The 18703-nt window shown below is 70.8% G+C and carries 16 protein-coding genes and 1 pseudogene; 9 read left to right on the plus strand and 8 right to left on the minus strand.

The annotated features are described in order from the left end of the window. Positions 1–85: 85 nt before the first annotated feature. Both ABZ911_RS11150 and ABZ911_RS11155 read left to right on the plus strand, forming a co-directional pair. Entirely contained in the window at positions 86–3643 is a 3558-nt protein-coding gene (locus ABZ911_RS11150; RefSeq protein WP_358054364.1) for a WD40 repeat domain-containing serine/threonine-protein kinase, read from the plus strand. Positions 3644–4036: 393 nt separating this feature from the next. Then, positions 4037–4288, plus strand: a complete 252-nt coding sequence (locus ABZ911_RS11155) for a hypothetical protein (protein WP_358054365.1) — start codon at positions 4037–4039, stop codon at positions 4286–4288. Positions 4289–4613: 325 nt separating this feature from the next. Here ABZ911_RS11155 and ABZ911_RS11160 read toward each other — a convergent pair. Continuing rightward, positions 4614–4739: pseudogene (locus ABZ911_RS11160) on the minus strand (IS5/IS1182 family transposase); the annotation flags it as partial. 334 nt (positions 4740–5073) lie between these two features. Here ABZ911_RS11160 and ABZ911_RS11165 point away from each other — a divergent pair. Continuing rightward, positions 5074–6096, plus strand: a complete 1023-nt coding sequence (locus ABZ911_RS11165) for a hypothetical protein (protein WP_358054366.1) — start codon at positions 5074–5076, stop codon at positions 6094–6096. Between the two features lie 49 nt (positions 6097–6145). Next, a complete protein-coding gene (locus ABZ911_RS11170; protein ID WP_358054367.1) occupies positions 6146–6790 on the plus strand; it encodes a lysoplasmalogenase in 645 nt (214 codons plus the stop codon). 13 nt (positions 6791–6803) lie between these two features. Here ABZ911_RS11170 and ABZ911_RS11175 read toward each other — a convergent pair whose 3' ends face one another. Genes ABZ911_RS11175 through ABZ911_RS11185 form a run of 3 tightly spaced genes read right to left on the minus strand, consistent with a single transcriptional unit; the run spans position 6804 to position 9867 of the window. After that, positions 6804–7580 carry an ABC transporter permease gene (locus tag ABZ911_RS11175; protein WP_358054368.1) on the minus strand — a complete coding sequence of 259 codons (777 nt, stop codon included), beginning with the start codon at positions 7578–7580 and terminating at the stop codon, positions 6804–6806. Beyond that, positions 7577–9115, minus strand: coding sequence for an ABC transporter permease subunit (locus ABZ911_RS11180; RefSeq protein WP_358054369.1), 1539 nt, complete (start codon positions 9113–9115; stop codon positions 7577–7579). The genes ABZ911_RS11175 and ABZ911_RS11180 overlap by 4 nt, the downstream gene beginning before the upstream one ends. Further along, positions 9112–9867, minus strand: a complete 756-nt coding sequence (locus tag ABZ911_RS11185; protein ID WP_358054370.1) for an ATP-binding cassette domain-containing protein — start codon at positions 9865–9867, stop codon at positions 9112–9114. Before ABZ911_RS11185 ends, ABZ911_RS11180 begins: the two co-directional genes overlap by 4 nt. Before the next feature lie 110 nt (positions 9868–9977). Here ABZ911_RS11185 and ABZ911_RS11190 point away from each other — a divergent pair, with 110 nt between their 5' ends. The 4 genes from ABZ911_RS11190 to ABZ911_RS11205 all read left to right on the plus strand — a co-directional run bounded on the left by ABZ911_RS11190 (position 9978) and on the right by ABZ911_RS11205 (position 12736). Further along, on the plus strand, positions 9978–11147 hold the full coding sequence (locus tag ABZ911_RS11190) for a HAMP domain-containing sensor histidine kinase (RefSeq protein ID WP_358054371.1): 1170 nt from the start codon (positions 9978–9980) through the stop codon (positions 11145–11147). After that, a complete protein-coding gene (locus tag ABZ911_RS11195; protein ID WP_358054372.1) occupies positions 11144–11821 on the plus strand; it encodes a response regulator transcription factor in 678 nt (225 codons plus the stop codon). The genes ABZ911_RS11190 and ABZ911_RS11195 overlap by 4 nt, the downstream gene beginning before the upstream one ends. Before the next feature lie 54 nt (positions 11822–11875). Then, a complete protein-coding gene (locus ABZ911_RS11200) occupies positions 11876–12316 on the plus strand; it encodes an NUDIX domain-containing protein (protein WP_358054373.1) in 441 nt (146 codons plus the stop codon). 183 nt (positions 12317–12499) lie between these two features. Further along, complete coding sequence (locus tag ABZ911_RS11205; protein ID WP_358054374.1) at positions 12500–12736, plus strand: helix-turn-helix domain-containing protein; 237 nt, start codon at positions 12500–12502, stop codon at positions 12734–12736. Between the two features lie 16 nt (positions 12737–12752). On the opposite strand, the gene ABZ911_RS11210 is transcribed toward ABZ911_RS11205, so the two are convergent. Next, positions 12753–15050, minus strand: a complete 2298-nt coding sequence (locus ABZ911_RS11210) for a xanthine dehydrogenase family protein molybdopterin-binding subunit (protein ID WP_358054375.1) — start codon at positions 15048–15050, stop codon at positions 12753–12755. 127 nt (positions 15051–15177) lie between these two features. Here ABZ911_RS11210 and fabG point away from each other — a divergent pair, with 127 nt between their 5' ends. Next, a complete protein-coding gene (fabG, locus tag ABZ911_RS11215) occupies positions 15178–15936 on the plus strand; it encodes a 3-oxoacyl-ACP reductase FabG (RefSeq protein ID WP_358054376.1) in 759 nt (252 codons plus the stop codon). 34 nt (positions 15937–15970) lie between these two features. Here the strand turns inward: fabG and ABZ911_RS11220 are convergent, their stop codons facing one another. From ABZ911_RS11220 to ABZ911_RS11230, 3 genes are all read right to left on the minus strand, one after another. Beyond that, on the minus strand, positions 15971–16240 hold the full coding sequence (locus ABZ911_RS11220) for a metal-sensitive transcriptional regulator (protein WP_358054377.1): 270 nt from the start codon (positions 16238–16240) through the stop codon (positions 15971–15973). A gap of 66 nt (positions 16241–16306) precedes the next feature. Continuing rightward, complete coding sequence (locus ABZ911_RS11225) at positions 16307–18040, minus strand: cation acetate symporter (protein WP_358054378.1); 1734 nt, start codon at positions 18038–18040, stop codon at positions 16307–16309. Then, positions 18037–18534 carry a DUF485 domain-containing protein gene (locus ABZ911_RS11230; protein ID WP_358054379.1) on the minus strand — a complete coding sequence of 166 codons (498 nt, stop codon included), beginning with the start codon at positions 18532–18534 and terminating at the stop codon, positions 18037–18039. The genes ABZ911_RS11225 and ABZ911_RS11230 overlap by 4 nt, the downstream gene beginning before the upstream one ends. Between the last annotated feature and the right edge of the window lie 169 nt (positions 18535–18703).

The following is an 18703-nucleotide window of genomic DNA, read 5'->3' on the forward strand; positions in this document are numbered from 1 at the left end:
GTCCACAGGATCCCCAGCAGCGCTCGGCCCTCAACCAATCGCCGACTTTCGGCATCAAAGAGGAAAACCGATCACGGGGGCATTGATGGGACGTAATCCGCTACTGCCGGGGGATCCCACGCAGGTTGGCGACTACTGGTTAGCCGGGCGGCTGGGGGCGGGCGGCCAGGGCGTGGTCTACGAGGCTTACGATCCGGCGGGGGCCCGGGTCGCGGTCAAGATCCTGCACGGGGCCATCGGCAGGCTGGACAAGGAGGCGGAGGCGACTCGGCGGGTGTCGTCGTTCTGCACGGCGCGGGTGCTGGCCGTGGAGACCGAGATGCCGAGGCCGTACATCGTCAGCGAGTACGTGGAAGGGCCGAGCCTGCGGCAGGCCGTGCACGGGGGAGACGTCTTCGCCGGTGACGAGCTTCACCGGCTGGCGATCGGCGTCGCGACGGCGCTGGCGGCCATCCACCAGGCGGGGGTGGTGCATCGCGATCTCAAGCCGGAGAACGTGCTGCTCGGGCCGGACGGGCCACGAGTGATCGACTTCGGCATCGCCCGTACCGAGGACATGTCGCTGACCGCGTCGCGGCAGGTGGCGGGGACGCCTCGGTACATGGCGCCGGAACTGCTGCACGCCGGCCGCGCCGGGCGACCGGCCGATGTGTACGGGTGGGGCGCGGTGGTGCTGTTCGCCGCCACGGGCCGCGACCCTTTCGAGGGCGATCACCTCGGTTATGTGATGAACCAGGTGCTGACCGTGGATCCGGACGTGTCGATGCTGGCCGAGCCGCTCCGGTCGCTGCTGGCGGGCGCGCTGCGCAAGGATCCCGGGGAGCGGCCGACGGCGGAGGCGCTGCTGCGCGGGCTGCTGGGCGGCGTCACCGACGACCTGCTCCAGGCCGGCAGCAGGGCCGCGGCCGAGGTGCAGCCGCCCGCCGCCGACGACGACCCAGGACTGGCCGACCTGGCGGAACAGGCCTACGCCGAACTGGACGAGGCGGGCAGGCAACTGGCCCCGCAGATCCTGCTCCGCCTGGTGAGCCCGCTGCAGAGCGCCGACGACGTCCTTCGTACGGCGCAGGCCGACGAGTTGCGTTCCGGCGACGACCCGGACACCGCCGAGCGGGTCATGGCGGCCTTCGACGGGCTGCTCAGCCGCGACGCCGACACGGTCGCGCTGGCCAGCGCGGCATTGCTGCGGGCCTGGCCCAGGTTGCGAAGCTGGGTCGACGCCGACCGCGACGGTCTGCGGCTGCATCACGGCCTGAGCGACGCGGCCCGGCTGTGGCGCGAGAACGGCGGCCAGCCCGCCGACCTCTACCGGGGCACGCCCCTGGACCGGGTGCTGGAGTGGGGCGCCACCGGGCGCCGGCGGCTGACGCTCAACACCGTGGAGCGCGAGTTCCTGGCCGCCAGCGTCGCCCAGGGCAAGGCCCGCACCCGGCGCAGGCGCGCCCTCACCGCCGCCCTGGCCGTCCTGCTGGTGATCTCGCTGGGCGCGGTGGTCTTCGCCGACCAGCAGCGCCGTACGGTCGCCGAGCAGCAGGCCGTCGTCACCAGGCAGCTCAGGGAAGCGGTCGCGCGCAGACTGCCGGGCGACGCCGCGGCCGTACGGCCGGCGGACCCCGCGCTGGCGATGCTGCTGACCGCCGCCGCCTACCGCCTCGCGCCCGGCTTGCTGGAGGTGCGCGCGGGACTGTCGGCCGCGCTCAGCCAGCGGGAGCTGTCGGCCTTCACCGAGCCCGGCGCGGACAAAGAGGCATCGGTCTACGAACTCGTGAACGGGGACACGCTCCTGGTGGGCGACCTGAACCCGCCGCACGCCCTGCGCGTCTGGAATCTCGAGTCCGGGCAGCGCACCGCGATCGCCGCCGACGACCTGCCCAAGCAGGCGTTCTCGGTGAGTCCCGACGGCCGCACGCTCGTGATCGGCAACGAGGAGGGCGTCCGCCTGTGGGACATCGCCTCGGGCAAACCCCTCGGACCGGCGCTCGGCCCGTCCGGGGCAGGTGTGACCATTCCGGGAGACCTGCGCTTCAATCACTCCGGGACCGTGCTGGCCATGGAGAGGGACGGCGTCGAGCTGTGGGATCTCCGCACGCGCGAGCGGCTGTTCAAACGCGCGCAGGACCCGATCGCCGTCCGCCCTCCGGTGGCCGTGTCCGCCGATGGACGGTACGCCGTGTACACGCTCTCGCCGAAGGACGGCGTCCAGCTCGTGGACACCCGCAGCGGGAAGAGCCGCCCCCTGCCGGGCAAGGAGAACGAGGGGTACGCGGAATCCGGGCAGTACGCGGCGGACTTCAGCCCCGACGGGCACCTGCTCGCCGCCACGGACGGATCGACCATGGGCATCACCGACGTGAAGTCGGGCAAGGCCGTCGGGCCACGCAGGTTGGCTTTCGGTCTCACCGAGGTGAAGTTCAGCGGAGACGGCAGGTTCGTCGCCGGCCTGACCTCGAACGGGCAGATCCGGATGTGGACGGTGGAGGGCTTCGAGGTCATGCGCCACCAGGTCCAGGGCAAGGCGGAGTCGCTCGGATTCGGCGCGGGCGACCGTAGCCTGCGGGTCCTGACCGACCAGTCCACGGTGCTGACACTCGACGTCTCCGGCTTCACCCACCCTGCTCCGGTGCGACCGGGTTCCTCGATCTCGGGACCGCTGTCGCGGGACGGCGGCCTCGCTGTCGGCTGGAGCCACCGGGACGGCACCTGGGAACTGGGCGTCACCGATGTCCGGCTGCGCGCCCAGCTGCCGGGCATCCGGATGACGATCAAGTCGCCGTGGAATCGGGGGAACCCGGTGACGGCCTTCAGCTCCGACGGCAGCAGGCTGGCCGTGGCCGTGAACGACCCGCCCTCCGTGGCGATCTGGGACGTCCCCGCGCGGCGCCTGCTCGGCACGCTACCCGTGAACGAGCTACGCGAGATCCCCATCGGCGCCTGGGGGCTGGCCCTCAGCCCCGACGGCCGCACGCTGGCGACCTCCGCCTACGACGTCACGCGGACGCAGCTGTGGGACGTCGCGACCATGCGCCGGACACGGACGCTGCGGGAAGCCGGCGGATCGGCCCTCACCTTCAGCCCCGACGGGAACCGGCTGTGGGTCTACGGCACCTTCTACAAGGTGGTGGACCTGCGGACAGGCGAGGCCACCGAAGCCCCGGAGAGCAGGACGGCCCCGCTGGGCCCGGTCACGGCCTTCCACCCCGATGGCCGGACCATGGCCGTGGTGGACCCGCAGAAGGGGCGGGTGCGCTTCAGGAGCACGTCCACCCTGGCCGCCGCCGGCCTGGTGCTGAACGCCCACGACGACCTGATCACCGCGCTCGCGTACTCGCCGGACGGCACGCTGCTGGCCACGGCCGGTCTCGACCACCGCGTGCGGCTGTGGGAGTCCGGATCCGGGCGGAGCCTGGGCACGCTCACGGCGGACCACTGGGGAACGATCACCTCCCTGGCGTTCACCCGGGACGGCACCCGGCTCTACAGCACGTCCCTCGGCGCACTCTTCGAGCACCCGATCGCCCAGGACCTCGCCACCGCGGCGGTATGCGCCAGAGCCGGCCGCGCCCTCACCCCAGCGGAGCGCACCCAGCACCTGAAGGAGTTCCCCACCCTGGACGTCTGCGCCCACCCGGGCAAGAAACGGTGAGAGTCCAAGTACGGAGTAACCATGGTGACGCGGGCTTCGCTGGACCCGCGTGAAGGTCGGCTCGGCCGCCGACATCCCACTCTAACTACAACCGAACAATTCGGACGTACCAGGAAATACATGGATATATGGGCTAGAGTCGTTTATGTCCTCTCGTTAAGGCGTGCAGGCTTCGTTGGCTAAAAGTTCCTTTTTTGTGTCAAGTCCCGACGAGGGGCGGTTTGGTGTCATTGGGTATCGGGGGATGATTTGGACTGAAATGCACAGGGACGAGCCGGGCAATGGATGAAGGAAGGGGTATCTGACTCCGCTCCGGTCGCACACAGGAGACTGTTGCGAAGAATTCACGTCCGGCCGACCCTTATACCGACCTAGGTCGAGAGGAAGAAGTCTATGAAAACTCTGAATGGTATGGCGATTGCCATATCGGGTCTGGTGTTCGCCGGAGCCGCAGCGCTGGCCGCCGTCCCTGCCAGTGCAGACACGGCATACCTGAGCGGCGACCCCAATGGTCCCAGCCAGGCAATCAGCCAGACGAACGACTGTGGCAATGGTGACACTCCTACCGATGTCTTCTGTCAGAACCTGGCATCGCAGATCCAGGGTGACCACAACACGGCGACCCTGACTGGGAAGCAGTGGTAGCAGCCTTAGGCGTAATCCGTTCGACTGAACGGGTACTCTGAGAATGGGTCTCGCGCCAGCTGGCGCGAGACCCTGTTGCCGTGAAGCGCAAGGTGCTTCTTTCTGCGATTTCCATTTCATGCGGCGAGGCATCGGCAAGTCATCGCCGCGCAAAAAGATATGCACACTTCGAGGGGATTGCCGCACCTCATTTCAGGGCGCCTCCGCTCCAGACAGAATCTATGGAAAGCCATCCTCATGCCGCCTATGCGACGCGGTGGTTTTGAAGGACGGCGATGGCTTTGCACAGGTGGCCGGCCTTGGAAGGGCCGCCTACCGGATAGTTGACCCGGTCGGTGCGGATCAGCGTGCCGTCCGGCACCAGGTAGTGCAGCCCGTCCCGCTTGGCCTTCCGCAACGCCGCCGTGAGCTTGGGAGAGCGCGCCGACAGCAGCGCCACCGTCTCCCCCACACCCCGTCAGGAGCTTCTTTGCGTCACCGGCGAACACCGCCATCGCGATCATGCTGTGATCAGGGGACGCGTCCAGGAGCTTGGAAAACGTTCATTGAGGGCGACATCGAGGTGATCCGGCGATCGTCTCGACAGAGCTGATCCACGGATTCGCCCAGGTCGCGTCGGGTGGCCCAGTTTCCGGCACCTACGGCCAAACCGCATTACGCAGTTTTACCCTCGGCTCCACTGAATTCCTGCAAATCTTGGGACATCTGGTGCGGGCGGTGCGTATGGGGCATGCCGCTGCCGCGCGCGAGCGGAAGTGTCGTGAGGTCATACGGAAGGGATCAAGATGGGTGATGTGGGCGCTGGCCAGGGAGAATCGCTGAGTGCCGCTGCCCACGAGCTGGCCTCTTCACCGATTGGCTACGCGGCCGAACTTCTGGCGGCGATGCCCAGCCGCCGCGCGGCGCTGCTGCTGGCCTTCATGGACTTCGGCAGGGCGGTCGATCGAATATCCGTCATGCCGCCGGCCCATGCCTTGGCGATACTGCGGGAGATGGACGAGGTCCTGGCCGGCCGACTGCTGGGGAGATTGCTCGCCCACGAGGTCAGGTGCGACCTGGCCTCGGTGGATCCCTCGTGGTTGGGCCGTGTTCTGCGGAGGATGGAATTCGAACACGTCGAGATCGCGCTTGGCGGGATGGCTCCAGAGGCTGCCGCCCGGGTCCTGAACAACATGCCCCTACAAGAAACGGCAGGGATACTCGAGCGGTGGTCAGGTAACTCTTTCCCTTTCTCGTCCATCATGGACCAGTTCTTTGGTGTTTCCGCCCCAGGCTCCGGGGCGCGCCCGCTCAACGGAAAGGTGTTGGACATCCTGTCGGCGATGGAGTCGCCCGAGGTGGCTGAGATTCTCCGCGCGGCTTCGTCGTACGCGTTCGCGGCCGATGTGATGCAGGCCATGCCACACGCCAGGATGGTGCCCGTGCTCGCGTTGATGAGCGTGGACGAGACAGCCGCGATGCTCACGTCGGTGAGAACATCGCCTGATCACCACAGCGTGCCTCGTTTTCCAGCACAGCGGGCCGCCGAGGTGATCCTGGGCCCTAGGTCCAGTCCATGCCGGCCGAATGCTGTCGGCCCTCCATCCGGCATGGGTGGCATCGATGATCAGGTGGCTGAGCCCGGAACTCGCCGCCCAGATGCTCGGCAACATGAGCGCCGACCAAGCGGCCGGCATATTGAAGGGGACGGAGAGGAACTGGGCCAAACGCACACGGAAGGCCATGGCGGAGCAAGCCTCCAGCAGGAAGGTGTAGGCCGCCTGAAGAGAACCCTTGGCCGGGCGAGATCTTGGATTGATCCGGCGTGATCATCGGAGCCAGTTGGAGGGGATGCGGGAAACCCGTACCATCCGCAACGTGCAGAACGACGTTCTAGAGGTAAGGCCTGGACTCTCCAGGAAGATTCTGATCACCTTCTGGGTGGTCTCGGCCGTGCACCTGGCGCTGGTGGCGGCGCAGGTGAGCCCGTGGGACTCGCTGACGAAGGCGCTGGTGATGCCGCTGCTGGCGGCCTGGGTGGCGGCGCGGCGCGGCCCCCGTCTGGTCGTCGCCGCGCTGCTGCTGTCGTGTGGCGGGGATGTGGCCCTGGAGATCGACGGACTTTTCGTCGTGGGCATGGCACTGTTCGGCGCGGCACACGTCTGTTACGTGACCTACTTCGTCCGCGCCGGCGCCCTGGGCAGGCTGCGCGCCCGTCCGGTGGTCCCGCTGGTGTACGCGGTCGTCTGGGCCGGGCTGGTCGTCCTGGTGTGGCCCGGCCTCGGTGACCTGCGCGTGCCGGTGGCCGCCTACTCGCTGCTGCTCACGGCCACCGCCGTGCTCTCGGCCGGGCTCGGGGCGCGGGCGGGGGCAGGCGGCGCGCTGTTCCTCCTGTCGGACTCGCTGATCGCCTTCGACCTGGCCGGCCTGCCGCTGCCCCCCATGAACGGCGTGATCGTCATGGCCACCTACCTGGCCGCGCAGTACCTGCTCGCCTCGGGCATCCTCAAGCGCGAGACATGAGCCCGGCCGCTGTTCAGGCGTCGCGCCGTCGCAGGAGCAGTCCGCCGCCAAGGAGCGCGGCGGCGGCCCACGCGGCGAGCACGCCGAGGCCCGCCCACGGGCTGAGGGGCAGGGTGGAGAGCCCGGTGGTGGCCTGGACGGTGAGCCCGGCGTTCATCGGTGAGACCCGGTAGAGGAGGCGCTGCCAGTCCGGGTCCTGGACCAGGTAGATCGTGATCGACGAGAGGTAGAGGACGCCGAGCACGACGCCGATGGCCGTAGCGGAGTCCCGTACCGCGACGGCGACGCCGAGGCTGAACAGGGCGATCAGCGCGAGGTAGAGGACCGAGCCGGCGGCCGCGCGCAGCGTCGGCGCGTCGGCCAGGGACAGCAGCGGGTGGTCGTGCGCGGGAGTGAAGCCGTTGCCGGGCAAGAGGAGCCGCCCGGCCAGCACGGACCCGAGCACGGCGACGGTTCCCGCGGCCAGCGTGACACCGGTGAGGAGGAGCGCCTTGGCGGCCAGGACGGCCGTCCGGCACGGCATCGCCGTGAGGGTGGTGCGGATCATGCCGGTGCCGTACTCGCCGCTGATCGCCACCACCGCCAGGATGGCGACGACAGCCTGACCCAGCTGGACCCCGATGAGGCTGAGCCTGGGCACGTCGTACGCGCAGCCCGCCGGCGGGCAGGTCACGGTGGCGGCGGCCGCGGCGCTCCCGCCGACGGTCAGCGCGACGACGGCGAACGGCAGCCAGCCGGCGCCCGGCACGGTGCGCAGCTTCGTCCACTCGGCGTGCAGGTGCCGCCTCACACGTCCCTCCGGCGGAGCCGGAACACGGCCAGGGCGAGGACGAGCGCGGCGTAGCCGCCGGACACGGCGAGGCCGGCCCACGGTGCCAGCGGGTAGTAGCCGGCCTGGGGCGCGTAGTGGCCGGTCATGTGCGGATATTCCGGGATGCTCTGCTGGATCGCGAATCCTGCGGCGGGAGTGAGCCGCAGCAGCCACTGCGCCACGCCCAGGGGCAGGACGGAGGCGGTCGCGAGGAGGTAGGGCAGGAGGAGCAGCGCGACGGCGGTGGTGACCGCCGCGGCGCCGCGGCGGAACAGGGCGCCGAGGGCGAGGGCGAAGACGGCGGCGACGGCGAGTAGCGCCGCGAAGCCGACCACGACGCGCACCTCGGTGAGCAGGCTCACCGGCAGCAGGTGGTTGCCGTTGGCGCGCAGGATCCGCGTGCCGAGCGGGACCGCCACGGCGGCGGCGGCCAGCCCGGTGACGAAGGCGACCGCGCCGATCACGACGGCCTTGGCCACCAGCGCCCGGCCACGCCGAGGGGCGGCGAGCAGGGTGGTGCGGATCAGACCCCGCCGGTATTCGGCGGTGACGAACATCACCGCCACGACGATCACCACGATCAGCCCGGCCAGCACGCCGGTGAGGGTGTTCTCGACCGTCTCCCCGTCCACGAACGGCGCGATGTCGCCGACCCCGGTCACGGTGAACGTGCCGCCGGACTCCGCGAACCCGCCCGGATGGTGGGGCGTCCCGTCGGGCTCCGTGGAGACTCCCACATCGTCGTGGCTCCACGAGCCGCCGGTCGCCTCCCCCTGCGGGCTGACCTGGTCGAAGACGGCGGTGGCCTCGGCGAAGCGGCACTGCCCGACGCTTCCGCCGAAGTCGCCCCGGGTCACCAGCAGGTCGCACGGGGAGGCGGCGAAGAGCCCGATGCGCACCGTGGCCGGTAGCCCGGCCAGGTGGGTCGTGCCCACCTCGGTCCACCGCTCGCCGTCGGCCGACTCGTAGCCGGTGAGGGTGTCACCGGAGCGGGTCAGCCGCAGCCAGCGCGGGGACTCCTTCGAGACGCCGCCCGGCCGCCCGGCCGTGTCGTGGGTGTAGTCGTGCTGCATCCGCACCCCGTGCTCGCCGGTGACCATCAGCGCCGCGTAGGTGGAACCCTGCCGCAGGCCGTCCTTGACCATGACCCCGGCCTTCGCCCACGGCACCACCCCGGCGGTGACCCTCCGCACCCCCGGCTCGATGTCGGGCAGGCGGATCTGGCCGGTCATGGAGGTCACCCGGACCGTGATGCTCCCGTCCCCTTCGAGCGGCTGGTGTACGAAGTAGAACTTGTCGCTCACCGCCTCGCCGCCCGGCCCCAGCGGGGGAGCGGGGCAGGGGACCTCGATCGCACCCTTGCTGCATGACGCGTGGCTGCCTGACGCGGAGAGCAGCCCGAGCAGCACGGTGACCAGCGCCGCGACCGCCATGGCGATCACCCAGCCGCGAACCGTCCGGAACTTGGTCCACTCCGCGCGCAGCAGCGACAGGTAGGAGGTGACGGTGCTCATCGCGCCCCCTCCTGACCTGTGGCGCGGTACTCGACGGCGTTCCGGGTGAGGGCCAGGTAGGCCTCTTCCAGCGTCACCCGGTCGCCGGACACCGTGGCCAGCAGCTCCGCCACCCCGGTGTCGGCGATGACCCTGCCCCGGCCGACCACCACCAGATGGGCGGCGGTGTCCTGCAGCTCGCTCATCAGATGGCTGGACACCAGCACGGCGCGGCCCTGCCCGGCCAGCTCGGCCAGGAACTCCCGCATCCACACGATGCCCTCCGGATCCAGGCCGTTGAACGGCTCGTCCAAGATGAGCACCGGCGGGTCCCCGAGCAGGGCGGCGGCGATCCCGAGCCGCTGCCGCATGCCCAGGGAGAAGCCGCCCGCCTTCCGCCGGGCCACCTGGCGCAGACCGGCCAGCTCGATGACCTCGTCGACCCTCCTGGCGGTCAGTCCCTGCGAGTGGGCCAGCCACAGCAGGTGATTACGGGCGGAGCGGCTCGGCTGCAGCGCCCCGGCGTCCAGCAGCGCCCCGACATGACGCAGCGGGAACAGCAGGCTCCGGTACGGTCGCCCGCCGACCAGCGCGCTGCCCCCGTCGGCCGCGTCCAGGCCGAGGATCACCCGCATCGCCGTGGACTTGCCCGCGCCGTTCGGGCCGACAAAACCGGTGACACGCCCCGGCTCCACAGTGAAGGACATCCCGTCCAGCGCCACGACGGACCCGAAGCGCTTGCGCAGACCGTTGACTTCGATGGTTGCTCGCATGCGTTCGGTTGTACGGACCCGGCCATAACGTGCGCCGAACGGAGGCCGTCATCTCGCTGTTAGGTCCGGGGCGGCATCCTGGAGGTCGACACGGAACGGGGAGAGAATCGATGAGGAAGCCGCGACGCCCGGCTCGCACCGCACGGCAGCGCTTCACCGCCTTGTACGGTGCCCTGTTCCTCCTGTCCGCCGTCGGGCTGCTGGCCATCACCAACCTCCTGAGCCATGGGGTGCAGGTCAGCGAACCGGTCGGGAACCCGTCGAGCCGGCAGATCACGCTCGCGGCCGCCCAGGAGCACATCGGCCTGCTCCAGGCTCAGCTGGCGGAGGCGGAGGCGGCCCAGTCCCGTCAGCTCCTCATCGGCTCGGCGGTCGCGCTCGCCGTCATGGCCGCGGTGTCGGTCCTCCTGGGCCGGGTGGTCGCGGGCCGGGTACTGCGCCCGCTACGGACGATCACCGCGGCCACGCGGCGGATCTCCGCCGACAACCTGCACGAGCGGCTGGCCGTGCCAGGCCCCGCCGACGAGGTGAAGGACCTCGCCGACACCATCGACGGCCTGCTGGAACGCCTGGAGGGCTCCTTCGCCGCGCAGCGCCGATTCGTCGCCAACGCCTCCCACGAACTGCGCACCCCGCTCGCGACCATGCGGGCGTCGCTGGACGTGGCCGTGGCCAAACCGGAACCCGTACCGGCGCAGACGATCGCGCTGGCCGACCGGATCCGCACCGAACTCGACCAGGTCGACCGGTTGCTGGAGGGCTTCCTCACACTCGCCCGCACCCAGCACGGCGCCCTGTCCGACCGTGCGACGATCTCGCTCGGCCGCGCGGTGTCCGCGGCGCTGGACGCCCGAGCCGCCGACATCGCGGCCAAGGGCCTGACCGTCCACGACGGCGACGTCCATGACAGCGCGTGGACGAGCGGAAGCCTCACATTGCTGTCCCGCATGGCCGACAACGTGATCGACAACGCCATCGCCCACAACCACGACGGCGGCTGGATCCGGCTCGCCGCCACGGCCGACGGCGCGACGGCGCTGCTCGTCGTGGAGACGGGCGGGCAGGTGCTCGACCAGGAGCAGGTCGCGCGGCTGGCCCAGCCGTTCCAGCGGCTCGGCCCGGACCGGACCGGCGACGGCTCCGGGCTCGGGCTGTCGATCGTCGCGGCCATCGCCACCGCGCACGGCGGCGGCCTGGACCTGCGGGCCCGGCCCGGCGGCGGTCTTCGGGTCGCCGTCTCGCTGCCCGCGGCGGACGGACAGGCGGGTGTCCCAGCGTGAGGGTGCTGGTGGTCGAGGACGCGCAGGCCCTCGCCGCGGTCGTGGCCGAGGGCCTGCGCGACCAGGGCATGGCCGTGGACGTGGCGCACGACGGCCTGGAGGCCGCGGCCAAGCTGGAGCTCAACGCCTACGACGTGGTCGTCCTCGACCGCGACCTGCCGGGCATCCACGGCGACACCCTCTGCCAGATGATCACTGAGCGGGACGGCCGCGTCATGGTGCTGATGCTGACCGCGGCGGGCTCGCCCGGCGACCGGGTCAGCGGCCTGACCCTGGGAGCCGACGACTACCTCGCCAAGCCGTTCCACTTTCCCGAACTGGTCGTCCGCATCCGCGCCCTGGCCCGCCGCCGGCCCTTCGCCCGCGCCCGCACCCTGCGCGCGGCAGGCGTCGAACTCGACCCGCTGCGCCGCACCGTCACCCGCGACGGCCGTCCACTCGACCTGTCGGCCAAGGAGTTCGCCCTCCTCGAAGCCCTGCTGCGCGCCGCCCCCGCCTTCCTCAGCACCGAGGACCTGCTCGAACAGGTCTGGGACGAGCACGCCGACCCGTTCACCAACACGGTCACCGTCACCATCGGCCGCCTGCGCCGCAAACTCGGCAGCCCCTCGATCATCACCACCACACCCGGCGTGGGCTACCGCGTCACCGACCAACCGGCCCGTGATCGATAGATTGTCCCGCGCGGCCCGGCCGGAGCCGTGGAACCTGCTGTCAGGAGGGGCACCATGGGGGAGCCTGTACGCTCGCGCGTCTCGGCGTACGCGATCGCCACCATGCGGGACCGGTTGCTGTTGACCCGGCTCTCGGAAACCTCGTCGGTCTTCGCGCCCGGGCTGTGGCATCTCCCCGGCGGCGGAATCGATCCGGGGGAGCAGCCGGTGCAGGCGCTGGCGCGCGAGCTGCACGAGGAGACCGGCCTGGAGCTCCTCGACGCCCATCTCGTAAACGCGCGGACGTACACGTCCCACCGGCTCGGGGTGAGCTGGCACCAGGTCGGGCTCTTCTACCGCGTCGCTCTCAAACCCGGCCCACTCGTGATCACCGAGACCGACGGGTCGACCTGCGCCGCCGCCTGGATGCCCTTGTCCGGGCTGGACGATTCGACGCTGTCCCCGGCGGCGATCGACGGCCTCGAAATAGCGCGGGAGACCCGAACCACGCGCTGACCTGGTCGTTCGGCGGGATCAAAAACGCCTGACCAGCCAGCGGAGGCGAGCCGGCTGTCAGGGGACTCGCCACCGGGCCCAGTTCGCGGATTCGGCACGAACCGTACCGTAGAGGATGCCTCCGCCGCCTTTGGCGCTGGCTCCCAAGTCGCCAACAGGCCACGGGCGACCTATTTTGCTGGCATGACCGAAAGAGTGATCCAGCCGACCGGGGCCCCCGCCGACGATCTCGGTGCCGTTGTCGCGTTGCGGGAGCTGGCCGACCGGCTGGAGGAGGCGGCCGTGGAGCAGGCCATGCGCGAGGGCTGGTCGTGGAGTCAGGTCGCGGAGGCGCTGGGCGTGACGCGGCAGGCCGTACACAAGAAGCATCTGCGGCGGCTCGTCGCGGCGGGTGTGGAGTTGAGAAGGCGCGGGGTGTGAGGGGAGCGGGCCCGCGTCAGCCGTTCAGCCACCCCCACAGCACCGCCGGGGTGACGGGTGTGCCGGTGACGCGGCCGGAGATCTCGGGCAGGGCGGCGGCGATCGCGTTGCCGATGGCCGCGGGCGGGCCGATCGTCCCGGCCTCCCCGGCGCCCTTCATGCCGCCGGGCGTGATCGGCGAAGGGGTTTCCAGCAGCACCAGCTGGATGTCGGGAACCTCCTGGAAGGTCGGCAGCAGGTAGTCGACGATCGGCTGCCCGTCCTCGGTGTACACGATCTCCTCGGTCAGCGCCATGCCGATACCCTGCGCGATCCCGCCGCGCAGCTGGCCCTCGACGATCGCCGGATTGACCACCACCCCCGAGTCGTTGACCGCCCAGTACCCCTCGACCTCCACCGCCCCCGTCTCCGGGTCAACGGCGACGGCCGCGGCGTGCGCGCCGTAGGAGTAGGCGCAGCCCGCCGGATCGTAGCTCACCCGCTCCTCCAGCCCCGGCGACAACCCCTCCGGCAGATCCCAGCCGCGCCAGGCCGCCGTCGCGATCTCCCGGAACGTCACCGACGCCCCCGGATCCCCCTTCACCCGGACGGCCGAGTCCACCACCTCCAGATCCGCGACCGCCACCTCCAGCCGATGGGCCGCGATCGCCACGATCCGCTCCCGCAGCCGCTCGCCGGCCCGGACGAGCGCCCCGCCGCCCACCACCAGCGACCGGCTCGCGATCGAGCCGATCGAGGAGTACGGCGTGGCCGCTGTGTCCCCGAGCACCACCCGCACCCGGTCCAGCGGCACCCCCACCCGGTCGGCGGCGATCTGGGCCAGCGCGGTCTCGATGCCCTGCCCGATCCCGGCCACCCCCGAGGAGACGACGACCGAGGCGTCCGGCTCCATCCGCAGGATCGCCGTCTCGTACCCGCCGGCCAGCATGCCCATGGCCTTCATCTCCATCGACGGCCCCATGCCGGTGTTCTCGACCTGGCACGCGTACCCGATCCCGCGCCGCCTCCCGTCCTCCCGCTGCGGCGGCGGCGTGACCAGGTCGCGGAGCGTGCGCAGGGCGAGCGGGTAGTCGCCGGAGTCGTAGGCCTGCCAGGTGCGGCTGGTGTACGGCATCTCGCCGGGCCCGATCATGTTGCGCAGCCGCAGTTCGACCGGGTCCAGCCGGAGCAGCCGCGCCGCCTCGTCGATCAGCCGCTCCCTGGTCCAGGTCGCCTCCGGCTGGCCGAAACCCCGGTAGGAGCCGGTGGGCGTGGTCGTGGTGACGACGCCGCGCAGCCGTACCCCCACCCGCTCGAAGCGGTAGGGGCCGGGCAGCATGGTGGCGGTCACCGCGAACGGTGAGACGCCGACGTTGGACGGGTGCGCACCAAGGTCCCCGGCGACGTCGGCGTGCAGCGCGAGGAAGCGTCCGTCCGCGTCGAGCGCGAGCCGCGCCCGGTGCACGGCGGCGCGGGCGGGCAGCGTGGCGGCCAGGCGGTCGCCCGGCGACTCCGTCCAGCTCACCGGGCCGTTCAGCCGCATCGCCGCGAGGCAGATCAGCGTCTCGTCCGGGTACAGGTGCTCCTTGCCGCCGAACCCGCCCCCCGCGTCACCGGCTATCACCCGTACCCGGTCGTGGGTGAGCCCCAGCGCGTCGGCGGCGTGCTCGCGGACGTGGTGCGGAGCCTGCGTCGACGTCCACAGCGTCAGCTCGCCGTCCCCGAAGGATGCCACCATCCCGCGCGGCTCCATCGGGTACGGCGAGACCCGGCCGAACCGGAACGTCAGGTCGACGACGTGCTCCGCCGCCCCGATGACCTCCTCGCAGTCGGCGTCGCCCAGCACGAAGTCGGTGACCACGTTGCCGCCCCAGTCCGGGTACAGCAGCGGCGCGTCCCCGGCCAGCGCCCGCTCCACGCCGACCACCGGCGGGAACTGCTCGAAGTCCAGGTCGATCAGCTCGGCGGCGTCCCTGGCGATCTCCGGGGTGCGCGCGACGACCACGGCCACCGGCTGGCCCACGTACCGCACCGTCTCCTCCAGCACCGGATAGGAGGAGTGGCGCTGCCCGGGGGACAGGGTGACGCAGGGCAGCCGGACGCCGTCGGCCTCGCGGACGGTGATCACATCCAGGACGCCCTCGACCGCCCAGACCGCCTTGACGTCGCATCCGGTCAGCCGTCCGTGGGCGACGGGACTGCGGACCACGACCGCGTGGGCCGTCCCCGGCCGCCGCACGCCGCCGACGTACCGCCCCCGGCCGGTGAGCAGTCTGGCGTCCTCCCGGCGGGGTGCCCTGGCGCCTACCTGCGTTCGATCTTGACTGTTGGCCATGACTCGATTTTGAGCGCGGAAGGTGGCGGCGAGAAGGGCTCTTGTAGCATCCGTGGGTGATCGATCACCTCCTGGGGCCTCCGCCCGCGCGTGGTCTGGTTCCAGCGCACAGAAAGAGGAGCGGAACATGAGTCGATTCGCCGGCAAGGTCGCCGTTGTCACGGGGGCCGCTCAGGGCATCGGCGCCGCGATCGCCGGTCGCCTGGCCGAGGAGGGGGCGGCGGTCGCCGTCATCGACCTCACCGCCGACCGGGCCCAGGCGACCGTGGACGCCATCGGCGCCAAGGGGGGCATCGCACGCGCCTACGGCTGCGACGTCGCCGACCAGGCGGCGGTGGAGGCGGTGTTCGAGCAGGTGGTGGCCGAGCTGGGCGGGCTGCACATCCTGGTCAACAATGCCGGCGTCACCCGGGACAACCTCTTCTTCAAGATGTCGGCCGAGGACTGGAACACCGTCCTCGCCGTCAACGTCACCAGCGCCTTCCACTGCAGCCAGGCCGCCCAGAAGGTCATGGTGGCGCAGCGGTACGGCAAGATCGTCAGCTTGAGCAGCCGTTCGGCGCTCGGCAACAGGGGGCAGGCGAACTACGCGGCGGCCAAGGCGGCCATCCAGGGGCTGACCGCGACGCTGGCGATCGAGCTGGGGCCGTACAACATCAACGTCAACGCGGTGGCTCCGGGCTACATCGCCACCCCGATGACCGCGGCGACCGCCGAGCGCGTCGGCTCCTCCCCGGAGGAGCACCAGAAGGCCGCCGCCGAGCGGACGCCGCTGCGCCGGGTCGGCAGGCCGGAGGAGGTGGCGTCGGTGGTCGCGTTCCTCGCCAGCGAGGACGCCGCCTATGTCAGCGGCCAGACCATCTACATCAACGGCGGCGCTCGCTGACGTCCTTGAGCGAACGCGTTTCACCACAGACGGGTCAGGCCAGTGCGAGGAAGAGCTTCTCCAGTTCGGCGAGTTCCATGGGGGGCTCCTCGCCGCGCTGCTGGGCGGCCTGGCAGTGTCGCAGGCCCGAGGCCACGAGCTTGAAACCGGCCCGGTCGAGAGCCTTGGAGACGGCGGCGAGCTGGGTGAGCACCTTCGTGCAGTCCTCCCCGGCCTCGATCATCGCGATCACCCCGTTGAGCTGCCCCCCGGCCCTGCGCAGCCGCGTCAGCGCGTCCCCGGCCATCGTCTCGTCCATCCGCATGGACTTCTCCCTTCCGTCCACTCCAAGGTACCCCAGGGGGTAAGTGAACAGGGAGGTCGCGCCAGGTCAGCTCGGCTCCTCTCCGGCCCCATGCCCCGGCCCCTGCGGATCAGGTCGGCGGCGGTGGCGGGGCTGCGCCCGGTGGGCGCCGGTGCCGGTGAGGGAGCGGACGGTGAGCTCGTCGAAGCGGTCCGGGTCCGGGCGCTCCCGGCTGAGTACGGCGCCCGCCACCGCGCAGAGCAGCCCGAACGGGATCGACACCAGGCCCGGGTTCTCCAGCGGGAAGAGGTGGAAGTCGACCCCGGCGGGGAACAGCGACAGGCTCGCCCCGGTCACCGGGTCGGTCTTGCCGGAGACCACCGGGGAGAGCACCACCAGCAGCAGCGAGCAGCCGAGCCCGCCGTAGATGCCCGCCACCACCCCGGCCGAGTTGAACCGCCGCCAGAACAGCGACAGCAGGATCGCCGGCAGGTTGGCCGAGGCCGCCATCGCGAACGCCAGCGCCACCAGGAACGCCACGTTCAGGTGCCGGGCGACGACCGCGAGCACGATCGCCAGCGAGCCGATCACGAAGGCGGACAGGCGCGCCACCCCGATCTCCTGCGACTCGCGCGGCCTGCCGAACATCAGCACATGCCCGAAGTAGTCGTGGGCCAGCGATGTGGAGGAGGCCATCACCAGCCCCGACACCACCGCCAGGATGGTGGCGAAGGCGACCGCGCCGATGAAGGCGAGCAGCAGGTCGCCGCCGAGCTTCCCGCCGGCGTGGGTGCCGAGCGCGTGCGCCAGTTGGAGCGCGGCGGTGTTGCCGGTGGGGTCCTGCTCCGTGATCGCCTTCTGCCCGACCAGCGCGGTGGCGCCGAACCCGAGGGCGAGCGTCATCAGGTAGAACGCGCCGACCAGGCCGATGGCCCAGTTCACCGAGGTGCGGGCGGTGCGGGCGTCGGGCACGGTGAAGAACCTGCTGACGATGTGCGGCAGCCCGGCGGTGCCGAGCACCAGCGCCAGCGCCAGGCTGATGAAGTCGAGCTTGTTGACCAGCGTCCTCAGCGGGTCGCCGGACACCTCCTGGCCGTAGCGCAGGCCGGGCCGCAGGAAGTCGGACCCGCCGCTGGCCTCGGCGGCGGCGCCGAGCATGTCACTGATGTTGAAGCCGAAGCGGCCCAGCACCAGCACGCTCAGCACGACCGTGCCCAGCATCAGCAGCGCCGCCTTGATGATCTGCACCCAGGTGGTGCCCTTCATGCCGCCGAACGTCACGTAGAAGATCATGATCGCGCCGACCGCGACGATGGTCACGACCTTGGCCGCGCCCGCCGACATGCCGAGGAACGTCTCACCCTGGCGGATGCCGAGCAGCAGGGAGACCAGCGCGCCCGCGCCGACCATCTGGGCCAGCAGGTAGAACACCGACACGGTGACCGTCGAGATCACCGCGGCCGTGCGCACTCTCGGCCGCCTGCGCACCCGGTAGGACAGCACGTCGGCCATGGTGAACCGGCCCGCGTTGCGCATCAGCTCCACCAGCAGCAGCGTGAGCAGCCAGGCGACCAGGAAGCCGATGGAGTACAGGAAGCCGTCGTAGCCGGACAGCGCGATGATCCCGGCGATACCGAGGAAGGAGGCCGCGGACATGTAGTCGCCGGCCAGCGCCAGGCCGTTCTGCGCGCCGGAGAAGGACCGCCCGCCCGCGTAGAAGTCGTCGGCGTTCCTGGTGTTGGCCCTGGCCCAGAAGGTGATGCCCAGGGTGATCACGATGAACAGCAGGAACAGGCCGAACGTCAGCGCGCGCTCGGTCATCGCGGGCCGTCCTCGGAGTGCCTCGGGGCGCGGGTACGCCGGTGGGCCGCCCTGCGCCTGGCCGCCGTGCGCGGCGGAGGCGTCCACTCCTCGATCCGGCGGCGTTCGGCCAGGACCAGCTCGGCCCGCTCCAGCTCGGCCTGGCGGCTCTCGGCCTCCTCGCGCAGCTGCGCCGCGAGCGGGTCCAGCCGCCCCCGCGCGTAGCGGGTGTAGCGCCAGGCCAGCGCGAAGGTGGAGACGAACTGCAGCACGCCGAGCAGCAGCGCCACATTGACGTTGCCGATGGCCGGCAGGGCCATGAAGTCGCGGGCGAAGGCCGACAGCGCGATGTAGAGCAGGTACCAGCCGAGGAAGGAGGCGACCAGGCCCAGCGCGAGCCTGCGGAACCTGGTCCGCAGCAGGCGGAACCTCCGATCGTGGGCCATCGCCGCGTAGTGCTCGCGCGTGGCGCCGCCCGCCCGGCGGTGCGCCGGCTGCCTCGAGTCCCCGACCATCCGACCCCCAGGCTTGATGTGACGCTCTGTGTTCGTTCAGCTCCGTACTGGGAGGAACGATAAGCGCAGCATCGAGGTCTTTTCTGGGAAATGCGGGAACGGGCTCCGGCGAACAAAAGGGTTAATTCCTACCGGTAAAATCTGGAATCAAGAATCAGTCACGTCTGGG

The sequence above is a fragment of the Nonomuraea sp. NPDC046570 genome (assembly GCF_040645915.1).
GTDB lineage: Bacteria > Actinomycetota > Actinomycetes > Streptosporangiales > Streptosporangiaceae > Nonomuraea.